Source organism: Vibrio minamisatsumaniensis (genome assembly GCF_050337445.1).
Lineage (GTDB): Bacteria > Pseudomonadota > Gammaproteobacteria > Enterobacterales > Vibrionaceae > Vibrio > Vibrio artabrorum.
In genome coordinates this window covers 1-19,532 of sequence record NZ_JAKJSY010000082.1, presented here as the reverse complement: position 1 = coordinate 19,532, position 19,532 = coordinate 1, and the positions used below count along the sequence as shown (strand labels likewise).

Genomic DNA, 19,532 nt, shown 5'->3' with positions numbered 1-19,532 from the left:
GGATTATATTACCCCTACAGACAGTAATTGATTGAATAGTTGACTAAATAAGTAAATAATAACGCCCCGTTTACACGGGGCTTTTTTCTATCGGAGGCACAATGCTTTACCGTCTAGCCAGAACTGGCTTTTTCCAACTTGATGCCGAAAAGGCACATGATCTTGCAATTCAAAATTTCAAGCGCTTCACTGGCACACCTATTGATCTTTTGTATCGCCAAAAATTACCTCATCGACCTGTAGAGTGCATGGGTCTTACTTTTAAAAACCCAGTTGGCCTTGCTGCAGGCCTAGATAAAAACGGCGAATGTATCGATGCATTTGGCGCTATGGGTTTTGGTTTCGTCGAAGTAGGAACGGTCACTCCGCGCCCACAAACAGGTAACGACAAACCTCGCATATTTCGTCTAATTGAAGCTGAAGGTATTATCAATCGTATGGGTTTTAATAACCTTGGCGTTGATAACCTGATTGAGAATGTTAAGAAGTCAAACTATGATGGCATCTTAGGTATCAATATCGGTAAAAATAAAGACACACCAATTGAAAAGGGCGCAGAAGATTACTTAATCTGTATGGAGAAGGTATATCAATACGCAGGCTACATTGCTGTGAACATCTCTTCACCAAACACTCCAGGACTTCGTTCTTTACAGTACGGTGAGGCCCTAGATGAGCTGTTGTCTGAACTTAAAGCAAAACAATCAGAACTCGAAGAGAAGCATGGTAAATATGTTCCTCTTGCTCTTAAGATTGCTCCGGATCTCAGTGACGATGAAATTAGCCAAATTTGTGGATCGCTAATCAAAAACAAGATCGATGGTGTGATCGCAACAAACACAACATTGGATCGCAGTATCGTTGAGGGTATGAAGCATTGCGACGAGGCGGGGGGTCTTAGTGGACGTCCGGTTCAATTGCGCAGCACAGAAGTGGTTCGCAAACTTTATGAAGAGTTGGGTGATCAACTACCGATCATTGGGGTAGGTGGTGTTGACTCTTATGTTTCAGCAAAAGAGAAACTGATGGCTGGCGCAAAGCTTGTCCAAGTTTACTCTGGTTTTATCTATAAAGGTCCAGGCCTGGTTCGTGACATCGTTAAAAATCTATAGTCTTTATAGGAAAATCTATATTACGGTATCACCTTGAAAAAAGAGACACTGTCACTCATTGAGTTATAGAGAAAAGCGATAAGAAAGAGGAATTCATTTCCTCTTTTTTTTTGCCTATTGCTTAGTAGAATTATCGTAATTGAAGGTAATTTTGCGTTTTACCTAACTGAATGGTTCAACAGTGTGAGACGAAATGATGCTTAAACCTAGCGATACATGGAGTTGGTATTACGATGAGCAGCAATGTTCATTGATGCTAGATCTCGGAGAGGAGATGATTTTTAAAACGAATCTGGTTCGCAACAAGCTGGTGGACTGCGCGTTTAAAAATAATCAATTCACTGTCGATGATGCCTCATCTTATCAAACCTTTAAAGAACAAATTTCGGGCTTAGAACTGTCTGAGCCACGCCAAGCCGAACTCGCTCTGTATTGCGTGGCTGCAAAGCGTTTCCATAAGCCTGTGCAGCCAAAGAGCTGGTTCTTCGATTTACAAGGTACAGGCCATGAATGCCCTCAAGAAGGGGATATTGTACAAATGAATAATGAGCATAGCTTAGGGTATTTCATTGTATTAGAAGTGGGAGAGTGTGCGAGCCTATGTGCATTTGTCGACCTAGAAGAGTTTCTGCTTACACCTTCAAAAGGGTTACGCTTTGGTGATTCGATTAAAGTCATGCACGATAGAATGATAGACGCGAACGCTATCCTTCATCAAACGCCTATTGCAATGGTAGGCTAACCGCCAATCTAGAGCATCATTTCCAAAGACCACGACGCAAAGCAACATCTCTTCCTCATAATCGGCTGAATAGCCGATTTTTTTGTGCTTAAAAAAGACTATTTCAACAGGTACGGCATGGTTTATTCATTTAAATGACGTTGTTCCCTCATCTAATACGTAATAAATGTGTCTTTTTTAACCTCAATTTCGGCCAATTCTCTGACTATCAATCGTAGATCCCCTCTTTTTATTCCCTGTTTGAGGGCTTTTGTTGGAAACTTTCAGCTTTAATTTCTGTCTGGTATATACCAAAAATGAGGTGAATATAAATTCACTTCGTGGTTAGAGATTAAGGATGTGTGTTGTTTCTATAACATTGAGAGTGAACGTGTTGTAAGGGATGACGGGTAAGCGAACGCTTCAGCGTTGAGTGTTTGCTAAGCAGTTAGTCGAAAGATTCAATGAAAAGACGAGTTTAGTGTGATGTTCTAGTAGCAAAATCAGGTATAATCGAACTCATTTTTACCAATAAAAGAACACTATGAATCAATATCTAGCGGTTACCTCAAACGGCCTTGAGAATTTATTAGTTGAAGAACTCACCCAATTAGGGATTACAAACGCAAAGCCTGTTCAAGCAGGTGTTAAATTCAAAGCCACCAATGAGCAAATTTATCGTTGTTGTTTGTGGAGCCGTTTGGCTTCTCGATTTGTACGTGTCCTTTCAGAATTCACGTGTATGGATGATATGGATCTTTATCTATCAACCACCGCGGTTAACTGGGTAAACCAATTCCATAGCTCTAAGCGTTTCGTTGTTGACTTCAATGGTACGAACAACGAAATCCGTAATAGCCAATACGGTGCGATGAAAGTAAAAGATGCCGTTGTGGATTGCTTCGAGAAGAAATCTCTACCTCGTCCTTCTATCAGTAAAGAGAACCCAGACATTCGAATTCATGTTCGTCTACATCGTGATAAAGCGATTCTTGGTGTTGATATGGTGGGAAGCGGTCTTCATCAACGTGGTTACCGTCCAGAGTCAGGTCGCGCACCTTTGCGTGAAACACTTGCTGCAGCGATTCTTCTTCGTAGTGGCTGGGATGCGACTAAGCCTTTCCTAGACCCTATGTGTGGTTCAGGTACGTTAGTGATTGAAGCGGCAATGATGGCTGCCAACATGGCTCCAGGTGTTAAACGCCAGAAGTGGTGTTTTGAATCACTAGAAGATTTCGAACCAGAGCTTTGGGCTGAAGTGAAAGCTGAAGCGAACGTTCAAGGCCGTCGTGGCGTAAAGAAAGTAGAATGTAAGTTCTATGGCTATGACAATGACGAACGCATGATCAAAACAGCGCGTGACAATGCTCGTCGTGCTGGTGTTGAAGAGTTGATTGAATTCGAAGTAGGTGATGCGGCAAAACTTAAGCGTCCTACCGAGTTTACTGATGGTGTGATTGTTTCTAACCCTCCATATGGTGAGCGTCTTGGTACAGAGCCGGGTCTTATTGCTCTTTACACAGCATTCGGCGCGCAGCTTAAAGCGGAATTTGGCGGTTGTAACGCGTCGATTTTCTCTAGTTCAGACGAACTACTGAGCTGCTTACGCATGCGTGCAGACAAACAGTTCAAATTGAACAACGGTGCGTTACCGTGTCACCAAAAGAACTACTCAATTTCAGATCGTCCGATGTCAGAACGTCCAACGGGCGAACAAGAACAGCTGATTGCGCCTGACTTTGCAAACCGTCTTAAAAAGAACATCGGTAAAATTGGCAAGTGGGCTAAGAAAGAGCAATTAGATTGTTACCGTATCTACGATGCTGACTTACCAGAATACAATGTAGCGATTGACGTATACCCAGGGCACCTTGTGATTCAAGAATACGCTGCGCCTAAAGATGTACCGGAAGACAAAGCTAAACGTCGTCTCACCGATATTATCCGTGCTTCTATTCAAGTCACTGGCGTTGAAGCAAACAACGTGGTTCTTAAGGTTCGTCAGAAGCAGAAAGGCCGTTCTCAATATCAAAAAATGGCTCAAGACTCATCTAACCTAGAAGTGAACGAATACGGCGTTAAGTTGATTGTTAATCTTCATGATTATCTAGATACAGGCTTGTTCTTAGATCATAAGATCACTCGTCGCCGTATCGGTGAGATGGCTGCTGGCAAAGACTTCCTCAACCTGTTTGCTTACACGGGCAGTGCATCTGTTCATGCAGCTGTCGGTGGTGCACGCTCTACAACAACGGTTGATATGTCTAACACTTACCTTGAGTGGGCAAAACAGAACATGGAGCTTAACGGTCGAGTTGGTCGTCAACATCAGTTTGTTCAAGCTGACTGCTTACAGTGGTTGGTTAAAGAGCAGGGTTCTTACGACCTGATCTTTATTGATCCGCCAACGTTCTCAAACTCTAAGCGTATGGATCAATCTTTCGATGTTCAACGTGATCACATTCAGTTGATGGAAAACCTTAAGCGTCTGCTTCGTGAAGAAGGCACGATTGTGTTCTCTAACAACAAGCGTCACTTCAAAATGGATCTAGAAGGTCTAGAAGCGTTAGGTCTTAAAGCTCAGAATATCTCAGCTAAGACGCTTCCATTGGACTTCTCTCGCAATAAGCACATTCATAACTGCTGGTTGATTACTCATAAGTAGTTAAGAGATTGTATAAGGATATAGTGTGCTGACTCTCTACAGTACAGAAGGGTGCCATCTATGTGAGATGGCATTCCAACTCACGGAACAGTTAAACATTAGCCATCACGTCGACGTTGTCGACATTGCATTTGATGATGCGCTCTTTTCCCGTTACGGGGTCACTATTCCGGTGCTCAAATTTGAAAGCTCTGACTTTTCTCAAAGCTCAGAGCTTAACTGGCCATTTGGCTTGTTAGAACTTAATGATTGGTTAAAGAAGAATGGCATTACTTACAATTCATAATGGGCAATTAGCGTTTGGCGATCACCCGTTATTAGATCGTGCGGACTTTGCACTGCAAGAAAACGAACGTGTGTGTTTAGTAGGGCGCAATGGCGCAGGTAAGTCGACATTGATGAAAATCCTGTCTGGGAACATCATCATGGACGACGGCAAGATGCAAATCACACAAGATGTGGTTGTATCTCGCCTTGAGCAAGATCCCCCGCGTAATGAAGAAGGTACCGTTTATGATTACGTTGCTGGTGGCCTAGCGGAAATCGGCGAACAGTTGAAGATCTACCATGATCTTCTGGATCTCATCGGTACTGACCCGAGTGAAAAGAACCTAAACCGTCTTACTCGTGTGCAAGAGCAACTGGATCATGCGAACGCATGGCGCTTTGAAGATCGCGTAAGTAACGTAATGGCGGCGCTTAAACTGACGGCTGAGACAAAACTGACTGATTTATCTGGTGGTTGGCAGCGTAAAGCGGCGCTTGCTCGTGCGCTTGTATGTGACCCAGACGTGCTTCTACTCGACGAACCGACTAACCACTTGGATGTTGCGACAATCGAATGGTTAGAAGGCTTCCTGAAAGACTTCCGTGGTTCAATCATCTTTATCTCGCATGACCGTGCGTTCATTAAATCGATGGCAACTCGCATCGTTGATCTTGATCGCGGCAAACTGAGTTCTTTCCCGGGTGACTATGACAACTACTTGTTAGATAAAGAAGAAGCGTTACGTGTTGAAGAGATGCAGAACGCTGAATTCGATAAGAAGCTAGCTCAAGAAGAAGTATGGATTCGTCAGGGCATTAAAGCGCGTCGTACGCGTAATGAAGGCCGTGTTCGTGCGCTTAAAAAATTACGTGAAGAGCGCCAAGCGCGTCGTGAAGTGCAGGGTAAAGCGAACATCCAAATCGATACATCTTCACGCTCAGGTAAAATCGTATTTGAAGCAGAGAATCTAAACTTTGGCTTCGAAGGCAAAGAGATTGTTAAAGACTTCAGCTTCAACATCATGCGCGGTGATCGTATCGCACTTATCGGGCCAAATGGTTGTGGTAAGAGTACGGTACTCAAGCTGCTTCTTGACCAGCTTAAGCCAGATTCAGGTCGTCTGCATTGTGGTACCAAGCTTGAAGTGGCTTACTTCGACCAATACCGCGAAATTCTAGACCCAGAAAAGTCTGTAATTGATAACTTAGCGGATGGTAAGCAAGAAGTGACGGTTGGCGGGCGTGAGCGTCATGCACTGAGTTATTTGCAAGATTTCTTGTTCTCGCCTAAACGTGCTCGTACACCGGTTAAAGCGTTGTCCGGTGGTGAGAAAAACCGTCTTCTATTGGCTCGGATTTTCCTTAAATCGAATAACTTATTGATTCTCGATGAGCCAACCAACGATCTAGATATCGAAACTTTGGAACTTTTAGAAGATTTGCTTGCCAACTATGAGGGTACGCTTCTTTTAGTGAGCCACGATCGTCAGTTTGTAGATAACACGGTTATGACAAGTTGGATCTTTGAAGGCAATGGCGTTATTGAGGAATTTGTTGGTGGTTACCACGATGCTCAGCAGCAAAGAAAGCAAGCATTAGAGTACCGACAGGTTGAAAAGCCATCAAAGCCTGAGAAAGTAGTTGAGGAAACTCCCAAAACTGCGCCAGTTAAGGCTAAACCTAAGAAGTTATCGTATAAGCTACAACGAGAACTCGAAGCGCTACCAATGCGTTTAGAAGAATTGGAAACTCAAATTGAAACTCTTCAGCAAGAAGTCAATGATCCTAGCTTCTTTTCAAAATCTGTAGAGCAGACACAACCCGTTTTAGATAAGCTATCTGCAGCCGAGCAGGAGCTTGACGTTGCTTTTGAGCGTTGGGAAGAGCTCGAAGCACTACAACAGGAAAGTTAAGAAGTAATAATGACGTGTACTAAATTTAAATTAACCACAGTTGCAGCATTCGTTTTTGCTGCAACTAACGCGAATGCCGCACTTTACAAGGTCGTTGAAGTCACGCCTTCTATTACGGGTGCATCTGAAATCTTTGGTGTTGCAATTCAGCCAGCGACTGTTTCTGGAACAGAGAGTTGTTTCACTACTGATACTGTTGGTGGTGTTGCGTGTGATAGCTTTAAGCTAGCTGGTGAAACTCGTAATGCTATTGAAGGTGTGAGTTATCGTGAAGAAGTGCCTTTCGCTATGGATGCGGCATTTCAATATATTCAAGACAGAGACGACTTTTATGATTATTGTCGACGTGAGCTTAAATACTCAACATGTGAAAGTTTGGCCGATGAACATTGGAGCACTTGGGATAAAGAGCGCAACTTAAGTTATGTTAATGCTAAAGCCTTTATCGAAGGTGGAAGTACATATGAAAGTCGTAATACAGTAATCAACGCTTTAGATATTGACGCTAAACCGTTAGGCATCAAATCTGAAGGCGATATCCGACATAATGCGATGTTCACAACTCCAAGTGGGCCTACAGGTACTTCGGAAACTCGTGCTTGGCAAGCGATAAAGACAAGTAATGGCACGGTATATAATGTAGGTAGTGTCTCTAAGAAAGGACCTACAACAAACACTTCAGATACAACGTTTAGTTCTAAAGCCGCGATCTGGGACGGTACAACAACACAAGACATTGATTGGGTAAGAAGTGGTAACGCTCAAGAAGGTGATTTCTTTGCCCAAGGTAGTATGCGATCAATCGCGATTGATGAGTCTAAGTCTATATTCTATGGTGTCGGTTATAATACGGCCAATGGCAGTGGAAGCCTCCAAGATATGAATGCTTCTATATTCATTAGTAAATCTTTGGATTTAGCTGACAGCAGTAATACATGGACAACTAAAATTATCAGTGGCGCAGAAGTTAAGTCTGGGTCTTCAAACGACGATGCTCGATACAGTAACTCCGTTGCAACTGACATCAACGATAATTTGCTTGCTGTTGGTTATGCTAAGCGTAACGGTTATGTGCCAGAAAAAGGCAGTGCGGGTAACAAAATATTTGTTGTACCTGACGCATCTGCATCAACACCAACCGCGACATTTTTATCCGGTGGTATCTTCTTTAATGGTGCGAGTGGTGAAGCTAAAGCGGTCAATAACTATAATGAAATTGTTGGTCAAGTTGATGCTGAAACGATTCGTGAAGTCGATGGCAGTGAACGTAGGCATCGAGGCTTTATTTACCCATACGAAGTTAAGTCGTCGAAAAATGAGCGTCGTGTAGATATCTTCAATGGTCAGGCTTGGTGGCTCGATGATCTCACCAATGATGGCAACGCTTCGGGAGATAACAACAAGTTCCGAATTATTGATGCAACAGATATTAATGATGCCGGTGTGATTTCTGCGACAGCTATTAAATGCATGCTTGATACAGATGGAGATGGTAAAGGAGATTCTGAACAAGCATACGATACAACATCTCACAACTCATACTGTGGTGGTGCTGCCTCTAACGCGGTTGAAGAAGTGGTTGCGGTTAAGCTAATCCCAATTGCTGGCAATACAAAAGCTGATATACAGCCACGTAGCACTGATACTGAGAAAGTCGGTCGCCAAGGCGGTAGTCTGGGCTGGTTTACTTTGACTGTTCTTGGCTTGTTAGGGTTCCGTCGAAAATTTAAATAATTTTATCTCTTGAGCCCGAGTTCACAATTCTGGACTCGGGCTTTTTTTCACCTTGAGAAAATTTAAAAATTGGTCAATTCTTTATATTGGAATTAAAACTCCGCAAAGCTGTAATCATTATATGTTAGTTAATCAACACCCGTATGAGGACTGCACTATGAAGAGACAAAAGCGTGATCGACTAGAACGAGCACAATCTCAAGGCTACAAAGCTGGTTTAAATGGTAGGTCGCAAGAAGCTTGCCCATACAGCCAAATGGACTCTCGGTCTTATTGGCTCGGTGGTTGGCGTGATGCCAAAGATGATAAGCATTCAGGTCTCTATAAGTAGATAGGGCGAACATATTCGAAGGTCAAGGCTCTAACTGTTGTGAGCAACAACAGTTAGAGCCTTGTTGGTTTATGAGCTACATTAAACTTTAGAATGAATGGTTTTAAAGCGATTTAGTAACATAACGGGTGGATACAGCACTAAGTAAGGATATTTGTCACCACTTAATGCACTATAACTAAATGTATYGATGTAAAAATAAAGCAGCCATTAGCTGCTTTATTAAAAAATACGATTAAACTAAAACGCTGACGTATCTTGGAAAAGGCCAACTTTCAAATCTTTAGCCACATAGATTTCTTTACCATCTACAAGTACGCGACCGTCAGCAAGGCCCATAACAAGGCGACGGTTAACCACACGTTTCATGTGAATTTCGTAAGTGACTTTTTTAGCAGTCGGTAAAATTTGGCCAGTGAATTTCACTTCACCAACACCCAGAGCACGGCCTTTACCTTTGCCGCCAACCCAACCAAGGTAGAAGCCAACAAGCTGCCACATTGCGTCTAGGCCGAGGCAACCAGGCATTACAGGATCACCAGGAAAGTGGCAATCAAAGAACCATAGGTCAGGAGTAATATCCAGCTCAGCAAGAATCAAACCTTTACCGAAATCACCTTCAGTTTCAGACATTTTAGTGATGCGGTCCATCATCAACATGTTGGGTGCTGGTAGTTGAGGACCTTCTGGCCATAGTTCGCCTTGGCTTGATGCTAGAAGCTCTTCGCGAGTGTAAGAATCACGTTTGTTTTGCATTATCAATTACTCCGATTTTTGATAGGTGCATATTAGTGAACAGGTGTACGCTAAACAAGTCCGATCAGTACTAGACAAACCAGTTTCTAATGCGTTCAACAATTCCAATAGGGGGTTCATGTCTTTCAAAATTTTCAATACGTTCTGCTATTTTGCTTAGAACGCTTTCTTGTTCATCGTCTCTAAATGGTTTGTTCATGATGAGAGGAATTGCTTCATCTACATTAGAGACTGACCAAATGTGAAATTCTTTGTTTTTTATGCTTTCAATCAGGTCAGGCTTAAGAGCTAGATGTCTTAAGTTAGATCTTGGAAGAATCACGCCTTGTTCGCCAGTTAGCCCATGATGTTTACAAACATGATAAAAGCCTTCGATCTTTTCATTTAACCCACCGACGGCTTGCACTCGACCAAACTGATCAACAGCGCCTGTCACAGCAATTTGTTGATTGATTGGGTATTCAGATAGAGCGCTCACCAAAGAACACAGCTCTGCAAGCGAGGCACTGTCACCATCAACTTCGCAATATGACTGTTCAAACACGACAGAAGCAGAATATGGAAAGGGGTCTTCTAAATTCATAGAGCTGCTTAAGAAAGCTTGCATGATCATCATGCCTTTAGCGTGAAGGTTTCCACCAAGCTCAGCCTTTCGTTCAACATCGGCAATATCACCATCGCCAAAGTGAATAACACACGAAATTCGCGCCGGTTCACCATAAGATATAGGGTGTCCTGGAACATCGATAACGGTAAGGCCGTTGACTTGACCAACTTGTTCTCCTTCGGTTTCGATTATAACTTGCCCATCTCTGATATCATCAAGAGCACGCTCTGGCAGATAAGATTCACGGTTGTATTTATGCTGCTGTGCTAATTGGATATGCTCAATATCAATGTCACCGTTGTCTGCTTCAACCAATGCCTCACTCAATAATGCATTGTGCCAAATAGGACAAAGTGGAATATAACTTTGGTCCTCGGTCTCTCTGGCCCCAGAGGTAAGAATGGCCGTCAATGCTTGCTGTGTAATCTTTGGAAGCTTATAGCGCTGTTGCAACCATTTAAGATAACCAAGGTATTGAGGGAGCGTATCGTGGGAAAGTTTGATGTCTTGTTCAATTTCGCTAAATAGACAAAAACCCGTTTGAATATCGCTGTCGAGGTAGTCAAGATCACCTAATTGTGCTCTGTCTCCGACAACAATGAGCTTAATGTTGTAGGTAAGAGGCAATGTAGATGATTGGTTTAGGTGTTCAGGGTTACTACTGATCGGCTCTATCGCTTCACCAAGTAGGGCTGATTTTAATAACAGCCAGCTGCCAGGGTTCGCTAATATCAAGTTAGCAGAAACGATCAAGTAGCCGTTGTTTGCCCTTGCCAGTAACCCCGGTTTTGTCGCGATAATCTTACCGTCTTTTGATTGCACTTGATCAAATAGACATACCGCATTTAAAGATTCAGTTTTTATAACCGGCTGAGTAGGATCATCTAATTCAGAGATTAAAGATTCARCAATCATTTGACGATAAATAGAATTATCGGAAGCGTTTACAAGTAAAACACGAGAAAGGTTAGATAAACGGACAAAGCGGACTAATGCGTCTCTGAATCTGTGTTGAATGCTTGAAAATGCGAGAGGCGAAATGTCGGGGAATTGCTCTAATTGAGCGCTATATTCGTCGTACTGAGGCGTAACATGTCGCCAATCTACTTGAGTCATTTAGTTTTCTGATTGAGATAATAAGGTAGGGAGTATATAGAAAAACTGATCTCGCTTGTAGTTCTATGTTGCACTTACTCGTTACTGACCGCATATAAGTATGATCTTGGTCTATTCTTTGAAGACAATAAATTGTTACCCCGCACTTTTTGGGTTACGCTGTCACCTGGAGCAAATATCGAGATGAGACATGAAATATCAGCAGCTTGAAAACTTAGAATGTGGTTGGAAATGGAAATATCTAGTCAAGAAATGGAAAGAAGGTGAATCTATCACCTGCCATATTGATTCAAGTGAAGCTGACGTTGCCGTGCAAGCCTTACTCAAGTTAGAGCATCAACCCACTGGTGTTCTTGAGTGGGTCTCAAACAACATGGCTCCTGAGATCGATAACAAGCTAAAACAAGCGATCAGAGCGAAGCGAAAACGTCATTTTAATGCAGAACAAGTCCATACCAAGAAAAAATCGATTGACCTTGATTATCGTGTATGGGAAAAGCTTTCACAACGAGCGAATGAGTTGGATTGCACGTTATCAGATGCCATTGAGTATTTGGTGAGTGAGGCCTCTCGTAGTGAACAAGCAAGTAAGAAAGTGACTAGTATCAAAGAAGACCTGAGTAAGCTTCTTTTTGACGACAAATAATCATCAACGGTAGTGGTGGTATTATGATGTACGTAATTTTAATTGGCGCAATAGTGGTTTTTTGGCTCGTAGCCATTGATAGACCCGTGTTAAAAATAAAATTCAATGATGGATCTATCGAACAGGTTAAAGGACACCTCCCACCGGGTTTCAAGCATAACCTTCAAGCCATTGGTCATCAGAATGCCTTTAAAGGGCAACTTAAAGTCTATGCTAAGCGTTCTGGCTACCATCTCAAGTTCACTAAAGATATACCTAAAAGTGTACAACAACGTATTCGCAACGTGTTTCCACACAATGGCTTTAAAGCAGGGTCAAAGCGGGCATAACGGCTGAAAGTTACACCTAGGCTTGAATTTGTCATACTTTGTTGGTCCTCAACCCACTGAAACCGCCGTCATACTGTCCTCTACTTTTATCATAAATAGAGAACGTTATGAGATATCTAGTATTTTTGTTCTATTTCTTATCTTCAGTTGTCGTTTCCGATGACGCACTAATTAACCCTGTAGCACAAAAGATAAAAGCCTCTATTATTAAAGGCCTCAATAAAAATAATGTTGAACTTAATGGTTATTGTGATCTGATGATTGAGATGAGGCATTCGAAAGGCTATGCGAAAATTAAAAAGGTTAGGGCATCTGGCGATAGCAAAGCGTGTAAGCATGCGAAAAATTATTTACCTAAAAGGAAAAAGTACAAATACAGTTTTCCCGAAAAGTACATTCGCCTCCACTTAACTGAATAACTCACCTTAGAGCACTATAACTTGCAGTTTCTGATTTCACTAAAACAATTTCGTGAACCCATCTCTAACTTCTATTAATATAACGTTTATTATAAAGACAAAATATGGAGGCAAAAATATTTTTGGTTAAGGAGACGTTAGGTTGTTGTTAGATAGTAGGAATCATTCGGCTGAGGTGATTGAGATATCGAGAAAGGTCTCTATCAATGTTGAAGCACGTTTCAGCCGATGGCTCATCTCATCGGAGTATAAGCTTGACCAGTCAACAGTCGACTCGTTACTGAGTTTAGAAAATCGGTATTGTGATAGCGTCATATTTGATGAGTCTGATCGAGTCTCTTACAATCAACGTATTTTATTGCGTTGTGAACAGGATAGAGTTAATGCTCGCCGCGAAAAAGTGGCCGCGAAACAGCAAACATTGCGCTACGTCATCGATGATGTCAGCAATACCGCATCTGAGCTTATGCTTGCAAAGCTTCAAGGAACCTTAATTAGCTCGTTGTTCACACATTTACCCGATTATAATCAATTTGCGAGTGTGGCTTATTCTCCATCCTTAAGCTTTCCTAAACTCCATGAAATATCAGCAAAAAGCAGAACATTGAGCATGAGCTTAAATGAATTTGTTTCCAACCGTGAGTTCACTGAAAAATACGGTAAGAAATCCAAGATAGTCTTAGATCCTAAAGTGGCTGCTCGACAGATAGGCATAGATAATTGCCGCTTACTATTTCCGTTACTCATGAGCCAGCAATTGATTAAGTGGAATGACAATAACATCAAGCATATCACGCCTAAAGTTTGGCAACATTTAGTCGTCACAGCCAATGCCACACGTATTCGACTTGAAGAGACAACAGTTAAAAATCCTGATGTTGGGATCCTTCTCGGAGTGTTAAGAGTGCTGCCTTTATTTCTGATTTGTAACCACTTTACTTCAACGTTTGAAGATGCATTGGTTAAAACTATGCTCGGATATCGAGATGCCAGTGACAGACATGATGAATATTATGCTTGTACAGAAGTTCTTCCAAACACCAAGTTCCTTGAAGCCATGGTAGAGCAATTGGAGCTTAAGTTACTGGAAAGGCTTATCGAATTTATAGATTGGACGCCGAGTAATCAGTATATAAAACTGGCTCTTTTTGAAGAAATCAATGATATTCCTGCACTTGAACGAACGGTTTATGGCACAGCGCTCGCTCAAGGTAGAAAATTCTCGATATTTGAAGCGTTAGATAACAGCGGCCTTTTTAATGTTAAACATATCCCGTACTGGTTCTCGGCTGTACAAATATCCACTCCGACGGTATCGAAACTTCGAAGTAGAGTGCCTGGCAAGTTGACTACGATGATGTAGAAAACAATAGATGCAGAGCACAACACGCTTAACGAACATGATAACTATTTTGTTGCACTGTCACTTATAATCGTCATTTTAACAAAGACTTTAGAGCGAGATTCTATAGTTAGACTCAACGCAAATCGAATCCTGAACAGCATAGCTCGCGTCAGAAACACTGTCCGTGGGGCAAATTTTCATAAACCGTTCATTGGCCAAAACAAACTAACGAACAAGTAATTCAAAGTCGATCTCTACTGACTAGTGATGCAGAGAGAGGCACGACGCGACTGGAAATTCTAGGTAACGAGAGAAGCTAGCATGTTCAGACTTCAACACAGAACCACATTCAATGGATTCTATGGATTAAAGTGTTTAGTTGTCACGCTGACCGCAACGAAAATCCAGAGATTAAGCAGATGTGGGCACACATTGCAAAAAAGTACAACGGGCTAGGATTAAAAGCGATTTCAATGACTTGCGCAGGATTAGTGTTGATGGCAGCCACTCCAAATAAAGCACTAGCTCAGTGCGCATTATGTATCTAGATTTATGTTGAGCGGTTTGCTGAAAGCCTGAGAGCTTAAAAGGGTGGGCGAGAGAACTGCTCATTGTCGGAACTTGTTGCGTACATGCGAAGAGCGAGAATCGCTTTTAGAACGAAGCCCGTAACATAAATCCTGTAATACGTATTAAGCTTACAATCTATCTTCCGTTAGATTGCAGTAAACACGTTGACAGTATGCCGGTATTTTTACTAATATCAGTCTTAATGATATGGACTATTAAAGACCATAAAAATATGGGAGCTAGAACTCCCATATTCATTAACGATTTAAACCATCATAAATTGTACAACACTTTCGTCAGTTAAGATTGGCACTAGAAGAACCCAGTTTATGTTTGTAAGTAAAACCCAGAGAATTTTGACTGATAGCCTAACCGCTACAGCTTTTAAAAATTTCTTCATTTGCAATTCCTTTTTGGTTGCAATTGATACAAGTGGCATTAGATAGTTTGGAGACGCTCTAATTAACCACTACTTAATATGGCCATCCTACGAAGTAGGTGTGGCCTTTCTAGTTTGTGTCACATTTTTTTCGGTTTTATAATCTCTCTTTTCCTCCTGTTCTAGCAAACATTTTGTTGCGATTTTCATTCGTCTGCTCAACTYTTAAGCATATTCTTTGATACCTCCTCTATTAGGTGGTGGTTTATCTATTTCTGTTCACTATAGTAATTACTTTTCAGGAGCTTGCAAATTTGACGCGGTTTTCCCCTTTTTGGTCCCAGACCAAAAACTAGTCACCATCTTAGAAACATTTCATCTCTCCCTATAAGGTAGTGGTTTTCCAAATCCGACATGTCGTTTATCCCCCAAGAGAACTGAAAAATAATAATCGAGGGCAGTGGTGGAGTAGAACAACAAGGAGTAGGAAATAGCTTCCCTCTATAAGGGGTCGGTAATTCTTTATCAACAGCCAAATTTTTAACTGGGTTAAATTTTAACTCAATTTGCACTGCTATAAGCTTGCTTGTAGAGGGGAAATGAGTAGCCAAGCGCCCACTATTTTGAGGATTCACTTCAGTCAATCGCGCGGCAGTTTACCTGTTACTTGTTAGCCTGTTTCTGAGTGGAGGATGGCGAAGACTGAGCAAAGACGACAGGAAGAAAAAGGGCGAAGAAAGCCACCGAACACCGAGGCAAGCGTAGCGCGGGGTCGGGGCTTTCCTTTTCAAATGTCCACTATCTTTAATAGTGGACTCTTGTCCAAATATTGGAATTTCACTCAAAAAAAATGACCTCAAAAGGTCATCTTCAAAATCTCAATCGGTCACCCGAAGGGTTGGGGTTCCTGTAACACCCCAACTAACTCCTGACATCAGGAATGTCACTACGGTTTATTCCGCCTATGGCATGTCTTTTTTGGCTAGTTCTTTTGTTCTTCCAACAAAAGAMCTGAACCCTAAAATTGTATTATGATCATTTTCTACAATGTCTTGCATGCTTTTGGCTATACAGTATTTATCGATAATCTCTAGGAGAATGTTTTTGTCTCTTTCTGGGAGCTTTTGCATTCTTTCTAATGCAATTGTTAGCAACCCATCTAAGTTTGTTTTATCCGTATCTGAAAGTAATGCATTTGGTGTGCATTCTAGAGAATTCATTAATGCGTACAAAGTGCTCAGTTTTGGATCGGTTTCGTTTCTCTCTATTTTTGAAATCTGCCCCAACCTTATTCCACAGTCATCAGCTAATTGGCCTTGAGTCCAATTCTTATCTCTTCTTATTCTCTTTAGATTCTCGCTTATAGACACAATAATTACCTTAATTAATCTTGTAGTGTCAATTATAACCCTATATATTTAGCTTATTAGATAAATTAGTCTTGTAGGATTAATTTTTTTCGTACCGAAAGACTATTGACAGGGTTTTAATTTGTTTTTTATCGACCAACTTTTCATGCAACAAGATCATTACGAGGGGAATCTTCCTCTTGTGGGTCGTCATGTTATAGAGAGAGTCGAGTTGGATACTGGTGAAAAACTTCCCCCGTCAGTTAATCAAAAAGTTCTAGAGGGTTCTTTCAGTACAAAGCTTACGATTAGATGCGACGGAACTCGTGTTCGTGTAGAGGGTAATCCATCCCGTTGGCAGCGTGTTGACAATCTTTTTGGGCTTCAGACTATCGATGAATGTGTCTCGATTTATAACCATGTTCTAGCGTCTTATGATTTACCTCCATTTACAAAAAATACGCGCTTTTCACATCGTCAATCTGCTGATGGTAAATCATCATCTTTGGTTGGAAATGGTGCTGAAATTACTCTAATAGATTGGACTAGAAATCATTCAGTAGGTAAGGGTAAAGAGCAATCTTTCATTCGTGGTTTATCTTCAATGCAGATAGGAAGAGGGCGCAAACCAAAATTGTATCCAGATGGTAATACTTGTAATTGGGGTGAAGGTTCCACTTGGCAGATGGATAAKCTTTATAGAAAAGCAGTTGAATTACAGAGACATTTATTAAAGGCACAGAAGAAAAAACAAGGAGTTGAACCTGAGGTTTTAGAATACGTTACTAAATTAATTGAGTATTGCGAATTATCTGGAGTAGTTCGTGAAGAGCACARCTTAAGACAAACATTACTTAAACGACATAATTTACAGTTCTACGGCAATGTAACCGAAAAAGATTTCTACCAACATTTACAAGACATTGAGAACGCTATGAATACCATACACATATCACACGATGAGCATCAATCAATTGCTGACCAGCTCTTATCTCGAGGTGCTGTTAAAAGCAGACAAGCCGCAAATGCTACACAAAGTTACGCGATTATGTGGCAGCAGGGCACTGATATAAGACAATTACTTTCACAGTCTAATTTCTACATTCATAAAGCTCGACTTAAATCTATTGGGATAGATATTGGTCAACAGTTTGATGCTAGTCGTATTTGTCCAACTCTAAAGCGTTCTGAGGTTATCGAGGTTCATCCTCTCGAAATTCCGCCTTGGTACAAGATGCCAGTTGTAGCCGAAACTAATATTCTACCTTTCAAAGCCTACGCATAGGAAAACACCATGTTAAAAATCGAAGTATTCAAAGAAGACGTAAGAGTTACACCCAGAACCATGCCAGGGAAAGACGGCAAGCCACCACGTACTATTTACGAACAAGACGCTTATGCACATCTACAAGGTCGTTTCCCAACGCTTACCAAGGTTCAACTGGAAGAAGGTCAACCTGCTTATGAAGCCGGATTTTATACCTTTCATAGCTCTTCTTATATCGTTAATAATTTTGGCACTGTGGAGCTAAAGAAGTACGGAAAAATCATCACACCTTTGGAGCTTGAGTTATGAGTGTTATTAAACCTGAAGAATTGAAGAAAGCAGCAGGTTTACCGGATAGCGCTAATTTTCATGGCTGGCTTGTTCATAATCCGGAGAACGATGATTTTCTTCTCAAGTTTAAAGAGAGTAATTCTTTAATAAAAAAATTCTGGTGCCGATTGCCAGACCAAGCCATGCGTTTTAATAGATTTTCTCGCGCCTTAAAGGTTATTGAACGATTAGAACTACAGAATCGAGCGATTATTGTTGCAGCTTTTGATTTAGGGAGCCAAGTCATTGTATTAGCTCCAAGTGATTTTAAAGACCGAATGTCTTTACCATCTTCAAATCCATTCAGAGCAGATTCCATTAAACACTAATAACAAAGCCCGTAACTGCTAGAACAGCTACGGGCTTCTATCACAATCAACTATACGAGAGTTAATTATGAGTTTCCAAGAGTACACGCTAACGGATGTTTCCGACAAGGTTAATGATATTCACAACATGTCTACGTTCTTAAACTCCGGTGCTTACACCGAAGAGATAGGCGACAAATTGACATTTCATATGCTGGAAGAAATTGAGACGTTACAGAGCATGCTTAGCTTTATTCGAATCTACCCACAGATTCAGGCTCAAGAGCAGCTAGACAGCCCTCAGAAAGAACTTACGCCTTAGTGCGTATTATGGTCATGAATTATGTTGAGGGTTTGCTGTAAGCCTGAATGAAATCAAACGTGGGCGAGGGATATGCTCAATTAGAAAGGCCAGCTTGCTGGCCTTTTTTAATGCTCATCGGGAGAATCGTTTTACGATTGAAGACCGTAATATAATTTGCATAATACGAGTTGCACTAATTCGTAGTGGTACTTTCTCTTTCCAGTAAGTCTATCTTTAACTTTAAGTTTTGTATCGTTTCTATCATGTTTGCCAGTAACAAGATTGTACTATCTGTTATGTCTTCTCTGAATGACCTTTCATCCAAAACTGCATTTAGTTGATTACTTAGTTCGTTAATATTCTCTGATATCGAAATATCTACTTTGTGTAGGTCATGATTTGCTGATGTCATTTTTTCCTCGATGTTTTATGAGCAACCATTTGCTCTTATTCATTATTTGACACATCTTAAGGCTGAGCAATAGCGGCCTCTAACCTTACACACTTGATTAATATTAATTTTATTTTTGTGATTAAAGCTCGATTTTCACTACTACAAGCTTGCTTGTAGAGGGGAAATGAGTAGTCAAGCACCCGCCTGATTCTATTGCTTACTTAATAGTTAATTGCGCGACAGTTTCTATCGATTACTCGACGTTTGACGACGAACAAGGACGGCGAAGACTGAGCAAGGACGGTGAGAAGGAGAATGGGAGAGAGTTATTTCATTTGGGAAGGGGCCCCGTTTCGTCGGGGAAGGGTCCTAAATTAAATAACCTCTAGGCCTTCATTTCGTAATTCTCCAGACATAAAAAAATGACCTCAAAAGGTCATCTTCAAAATCTCAATCGGTCACCCGAAGGGTTGGGGTTCCTGTAACACCCCAACTAACTCCTGACATCAGGAATGTCACTACGGTTTATTCCGCCTATGGCATGTCTTTTTTGGCTAGTTCTTTTGTTCTTCCAACAAAAGACCTGAACCCTAAAATTGTATTATGATCATTTTCTACAATGTCTTGCATGCTTTTGGCTATACAGTATTTATCGATAATCTCTAGGAGA

General features: G+C 41.3%; 18 protein-coding genes and 1 pseudogene. 16 read left to right on the top strand and 3 right to left on the bottom strand.

The window, feature by feature from the left end:
* Positions 1–101 precede the first annotated feature (101 nt).
* From pyrD to rmf, 7 genes are all read left to right on the top strand, one after another.
* A complete protein-coding gene (pyrD, locus tag L4B77_RS16505; protein ID WP_261839596.1) occupies positions 102–1,112 on the top strand; it encodes a quinone-dependent dihydroorotate dehydrogenase in 1,011 nt (336 codons plus the stop codon).
* Positions 1,113–1,305: 193 nt separating this feature from the next.
* A complete protein-coding gene (locus tag L4B77_RS16500) occupies positions 1,306–1,854 on the top strand; it encodes a cell division protein ZapC (RefSeq protein ID WP_261839597.1) in 549 nt (182 codons plus the stop codon).
* 523 nt (positions 1,855–2,377) lie between these two features.
* Positions 2,378–4,498, top strand: a complete 2,121-nt coding sequence (gene rlmKL / locus L4B77_RS16495; RefSeq protein ID WP_048610935.1) for a bifunctional 23S rRNA (guanine(2069)-N(7))-methyltransferase RlmK/23S rRNA (guanine(2445)-N(2))-methyltransferase RlmL — start codon at positions 2,378–2,380, stop codon at positions 4,496–4,498.
* Between the two features lie 25 nt (positions 4,499–4,523).
* Positions 4,524–4,784 carry a glutaredoxin family protein gene (locus tag L4B77_RS16490; RefSeq protein WP_290334872.1) on the top strand — a complete coding sequence of 87 codons (261 nt, stop codon included), beginning with the start codon at positions 4,524–4,526 and terminating at the stop codon, positions 4,782–4,784.
* Complete coding sequence (locus L4B77_RS16485) at positions 4,762–6,678, top strand: ABC transporter ATP-binding protein (RefSeq protein WP_261839599.1); 1,917 nt, start codon at positions 4,762–4,764, stop codon at positions 6,676–6,678. The genes L4B77_RS16490 and L4B77_RS16485 overlap by 23 nt, the downstream gene beginning before the upstream one ends.
* Positions 6,679–6,687: 9 nt before the next feature.
* Entirely contained in the window at positions 6,688–8,412 is a 1,725-nt protein-coding gene (locus L4B77_RS16480) for a DUF3466 family protein (protein WP_429751774.1), read from the top strand.
* A 157-nt stretch (positions 8,413–8,569) separates the two neighbouring features.
* Positions 8,570–8,743 (top strand): ribosome modulation factor, encoded by a 174-nt coding sequence (gene rmf / locus L4B77_RS16475; protein ID WP_017057234.1) that lies wholly within the window; start codon positions 8,570–8,572, stop codon positions 8,741–8,743.
* A gap of 240 nt (positions 8,744–8,983) precedes the next feature.
* On the opposite strand, the gene fabA is transcribed toward rmf, so the two are convergent.
* Both fabA and L4B77_RS16465 read right to left on the bottom strand, forming a co-directional pair.
* Positions 8,984–9,499 carry a bifunctional 3-hydroxydecanoyl-ACP dehydratase/trans-2-decenoyl-ACP isomerase gene (gene fabA / locus L4B77_RS16470; protein ID WP_029223508.1) on the bottom strand — a complete coding sequence of 172 codons (516 nt, stop codon included), beginning with the start codon at positions 9,497–9,499 and terminating at the stop codon, positions 8,984–8,986.
* Between the two features lie 70 nt (positions 9,500–9,569).
* Positions 9,570–11,222, bottom strand: a complete 1,653-nt coding sequence (locus tag L4B77_RS16465) for an AAA family ATPase (RefSeq protein ID WP_429751771.1) — start codon at positions 11,220–11,222, stop codon at positions 9,570–9,572.
* Positions 11,223–11,412: 190 nt separating this feature from the next.
* On the opposite strand from L4B77_RS16465, the gene matP reads away from it, so the two are divergent.
* The 5 genes and pseudogenes from matP to L4B77_RS16440 all read left to right on the top strand — a co-directional run.
* A complete protein-coding gene (gene matP, locus L4B77_RS16460) occupies positions 11,413–11,868 on the top strand; it encodes a macrodomain Ter protein MatP (RefSeq protein ID WP_429751769.1) in 456 nt (151 codons plus the stop codon).
* 23 nt (positions 11,869–11,891) lie between these two features.
* Positions 11,892–12,197, top strand: a complete 306-nt coding sequence (locus L4B77_RS16455; protein WP_429751767.1) for a DUF3634 family protein — start codon at positions 11,892–11,894, stop codon at positions 12,195–12,197.
* Between the two features lie 107 nt (positions 12,198–12,304).
* Positions 12,305–12,616, top strand: a complete 312-nt coding sequence (locus L4B77_RS16450; RefSeq protein WP_429751765.1) for a hypothetical protein — start codon at positions 12,305–12,307, stop codon at positions 12,614–12,616.
* Between the two features lie 142 nt (positions 12,617–12,758).
* Positions 12,759–13,979 (top strand): hypothetical protein, encoded by a 1,221-nt coding sequence (locus L4B77_RS16445; RefSeq protein ID WP_429751763.1) that lies wholly within the window; start codon positions 12,759–12,761, stop codon positions 13,977–13,979.
* A 353-nt stretch (positions 13,980–14,332) separates the two neighbouring features.
* Positions 14,333–14,509: pseudogene (locus L4B77_RS16440) on the top strand (DUF3693 domain-containing protein); the annotation flags it as partial.
* Positions 14,510–15,872: 1,363 nt separating this feature from the next.
* On the opposite strand, the gene L4B77_RS16435 reads toward L4B77_RS16440, so the two are convergent.
* On the bottom strand, positions 15,873–16,280 hold the full coding sequence (locus L4B77_RS16435; RefSeq protein ID WP_429751761.1) for a helix-turn-helix domain-containing protein: 408 nt from the start codon (positions 16,278–16,280) through the stop codon (positions 15,873–15,875).
* A 121-nt stretch (positions 16,281–16,401) separates the two neighbouring features.
* Here L4B77_RS16435 and L4B77_RS16430 point away from each other — a divergent pair, with 121 nt between their 5' ends.
* The 4 genes from L4B77_RS16430 to L4B77_RS16415 all read left to right on the top strand — a co-directional run bounded on the left by L4B77_RS16430 (position 16,402) and on the right by L4B77_RS16415 (position 18,486).
* Entirely contained in the window at positions 16,402–17,544 is a 1,143-nt protein-coding gene (locus L4B77_RS16430; RefSeq protein ID WP_429751759.1) for a phage/plasmid replication protein, II/X family, read from the top strand.
* Between the two features lie 9 nt (positions 17,545–17,553).
* Complete coding sequence (locus L4B77_RS16425) at positions 17,554–17,835, top strand: single-stranded DNA-binding protein (RefSeq protein ID WP_429751757.1); 282 nt, start codon at positions 17,554–17,556, stop codon at positions 17,833–17,835.
* The gene (locus L4B77_RS16420; protein ID WP_372083476.1) at positions 17,832–18,185 is read left to right on the top strand and encodes a hypothetical protein; all 354 of its coding nucleotides are present in this window, start codon (positions 17,832–17,834) and stop codon (positions 18,183–18,185) included. Before L4B77_RS16425 ends, L4B77_RS16420 begins: the two co-directional genes overlap by 4 nt.
* Positions 18,186–18,252: 67 nt before the next feature.
* Positions 18,253–18,486, top strand: a complete 234-nt coding sequence (locus L4B77_RS16415; RefSeq protein WP_429751755.1) for an RstC protein — start codon at positions 18,253–18,255, stop codon at positions 18,484–18,486.
* Positions 18,487–19,532 lie beyond the last annotated feature (1,046 nt).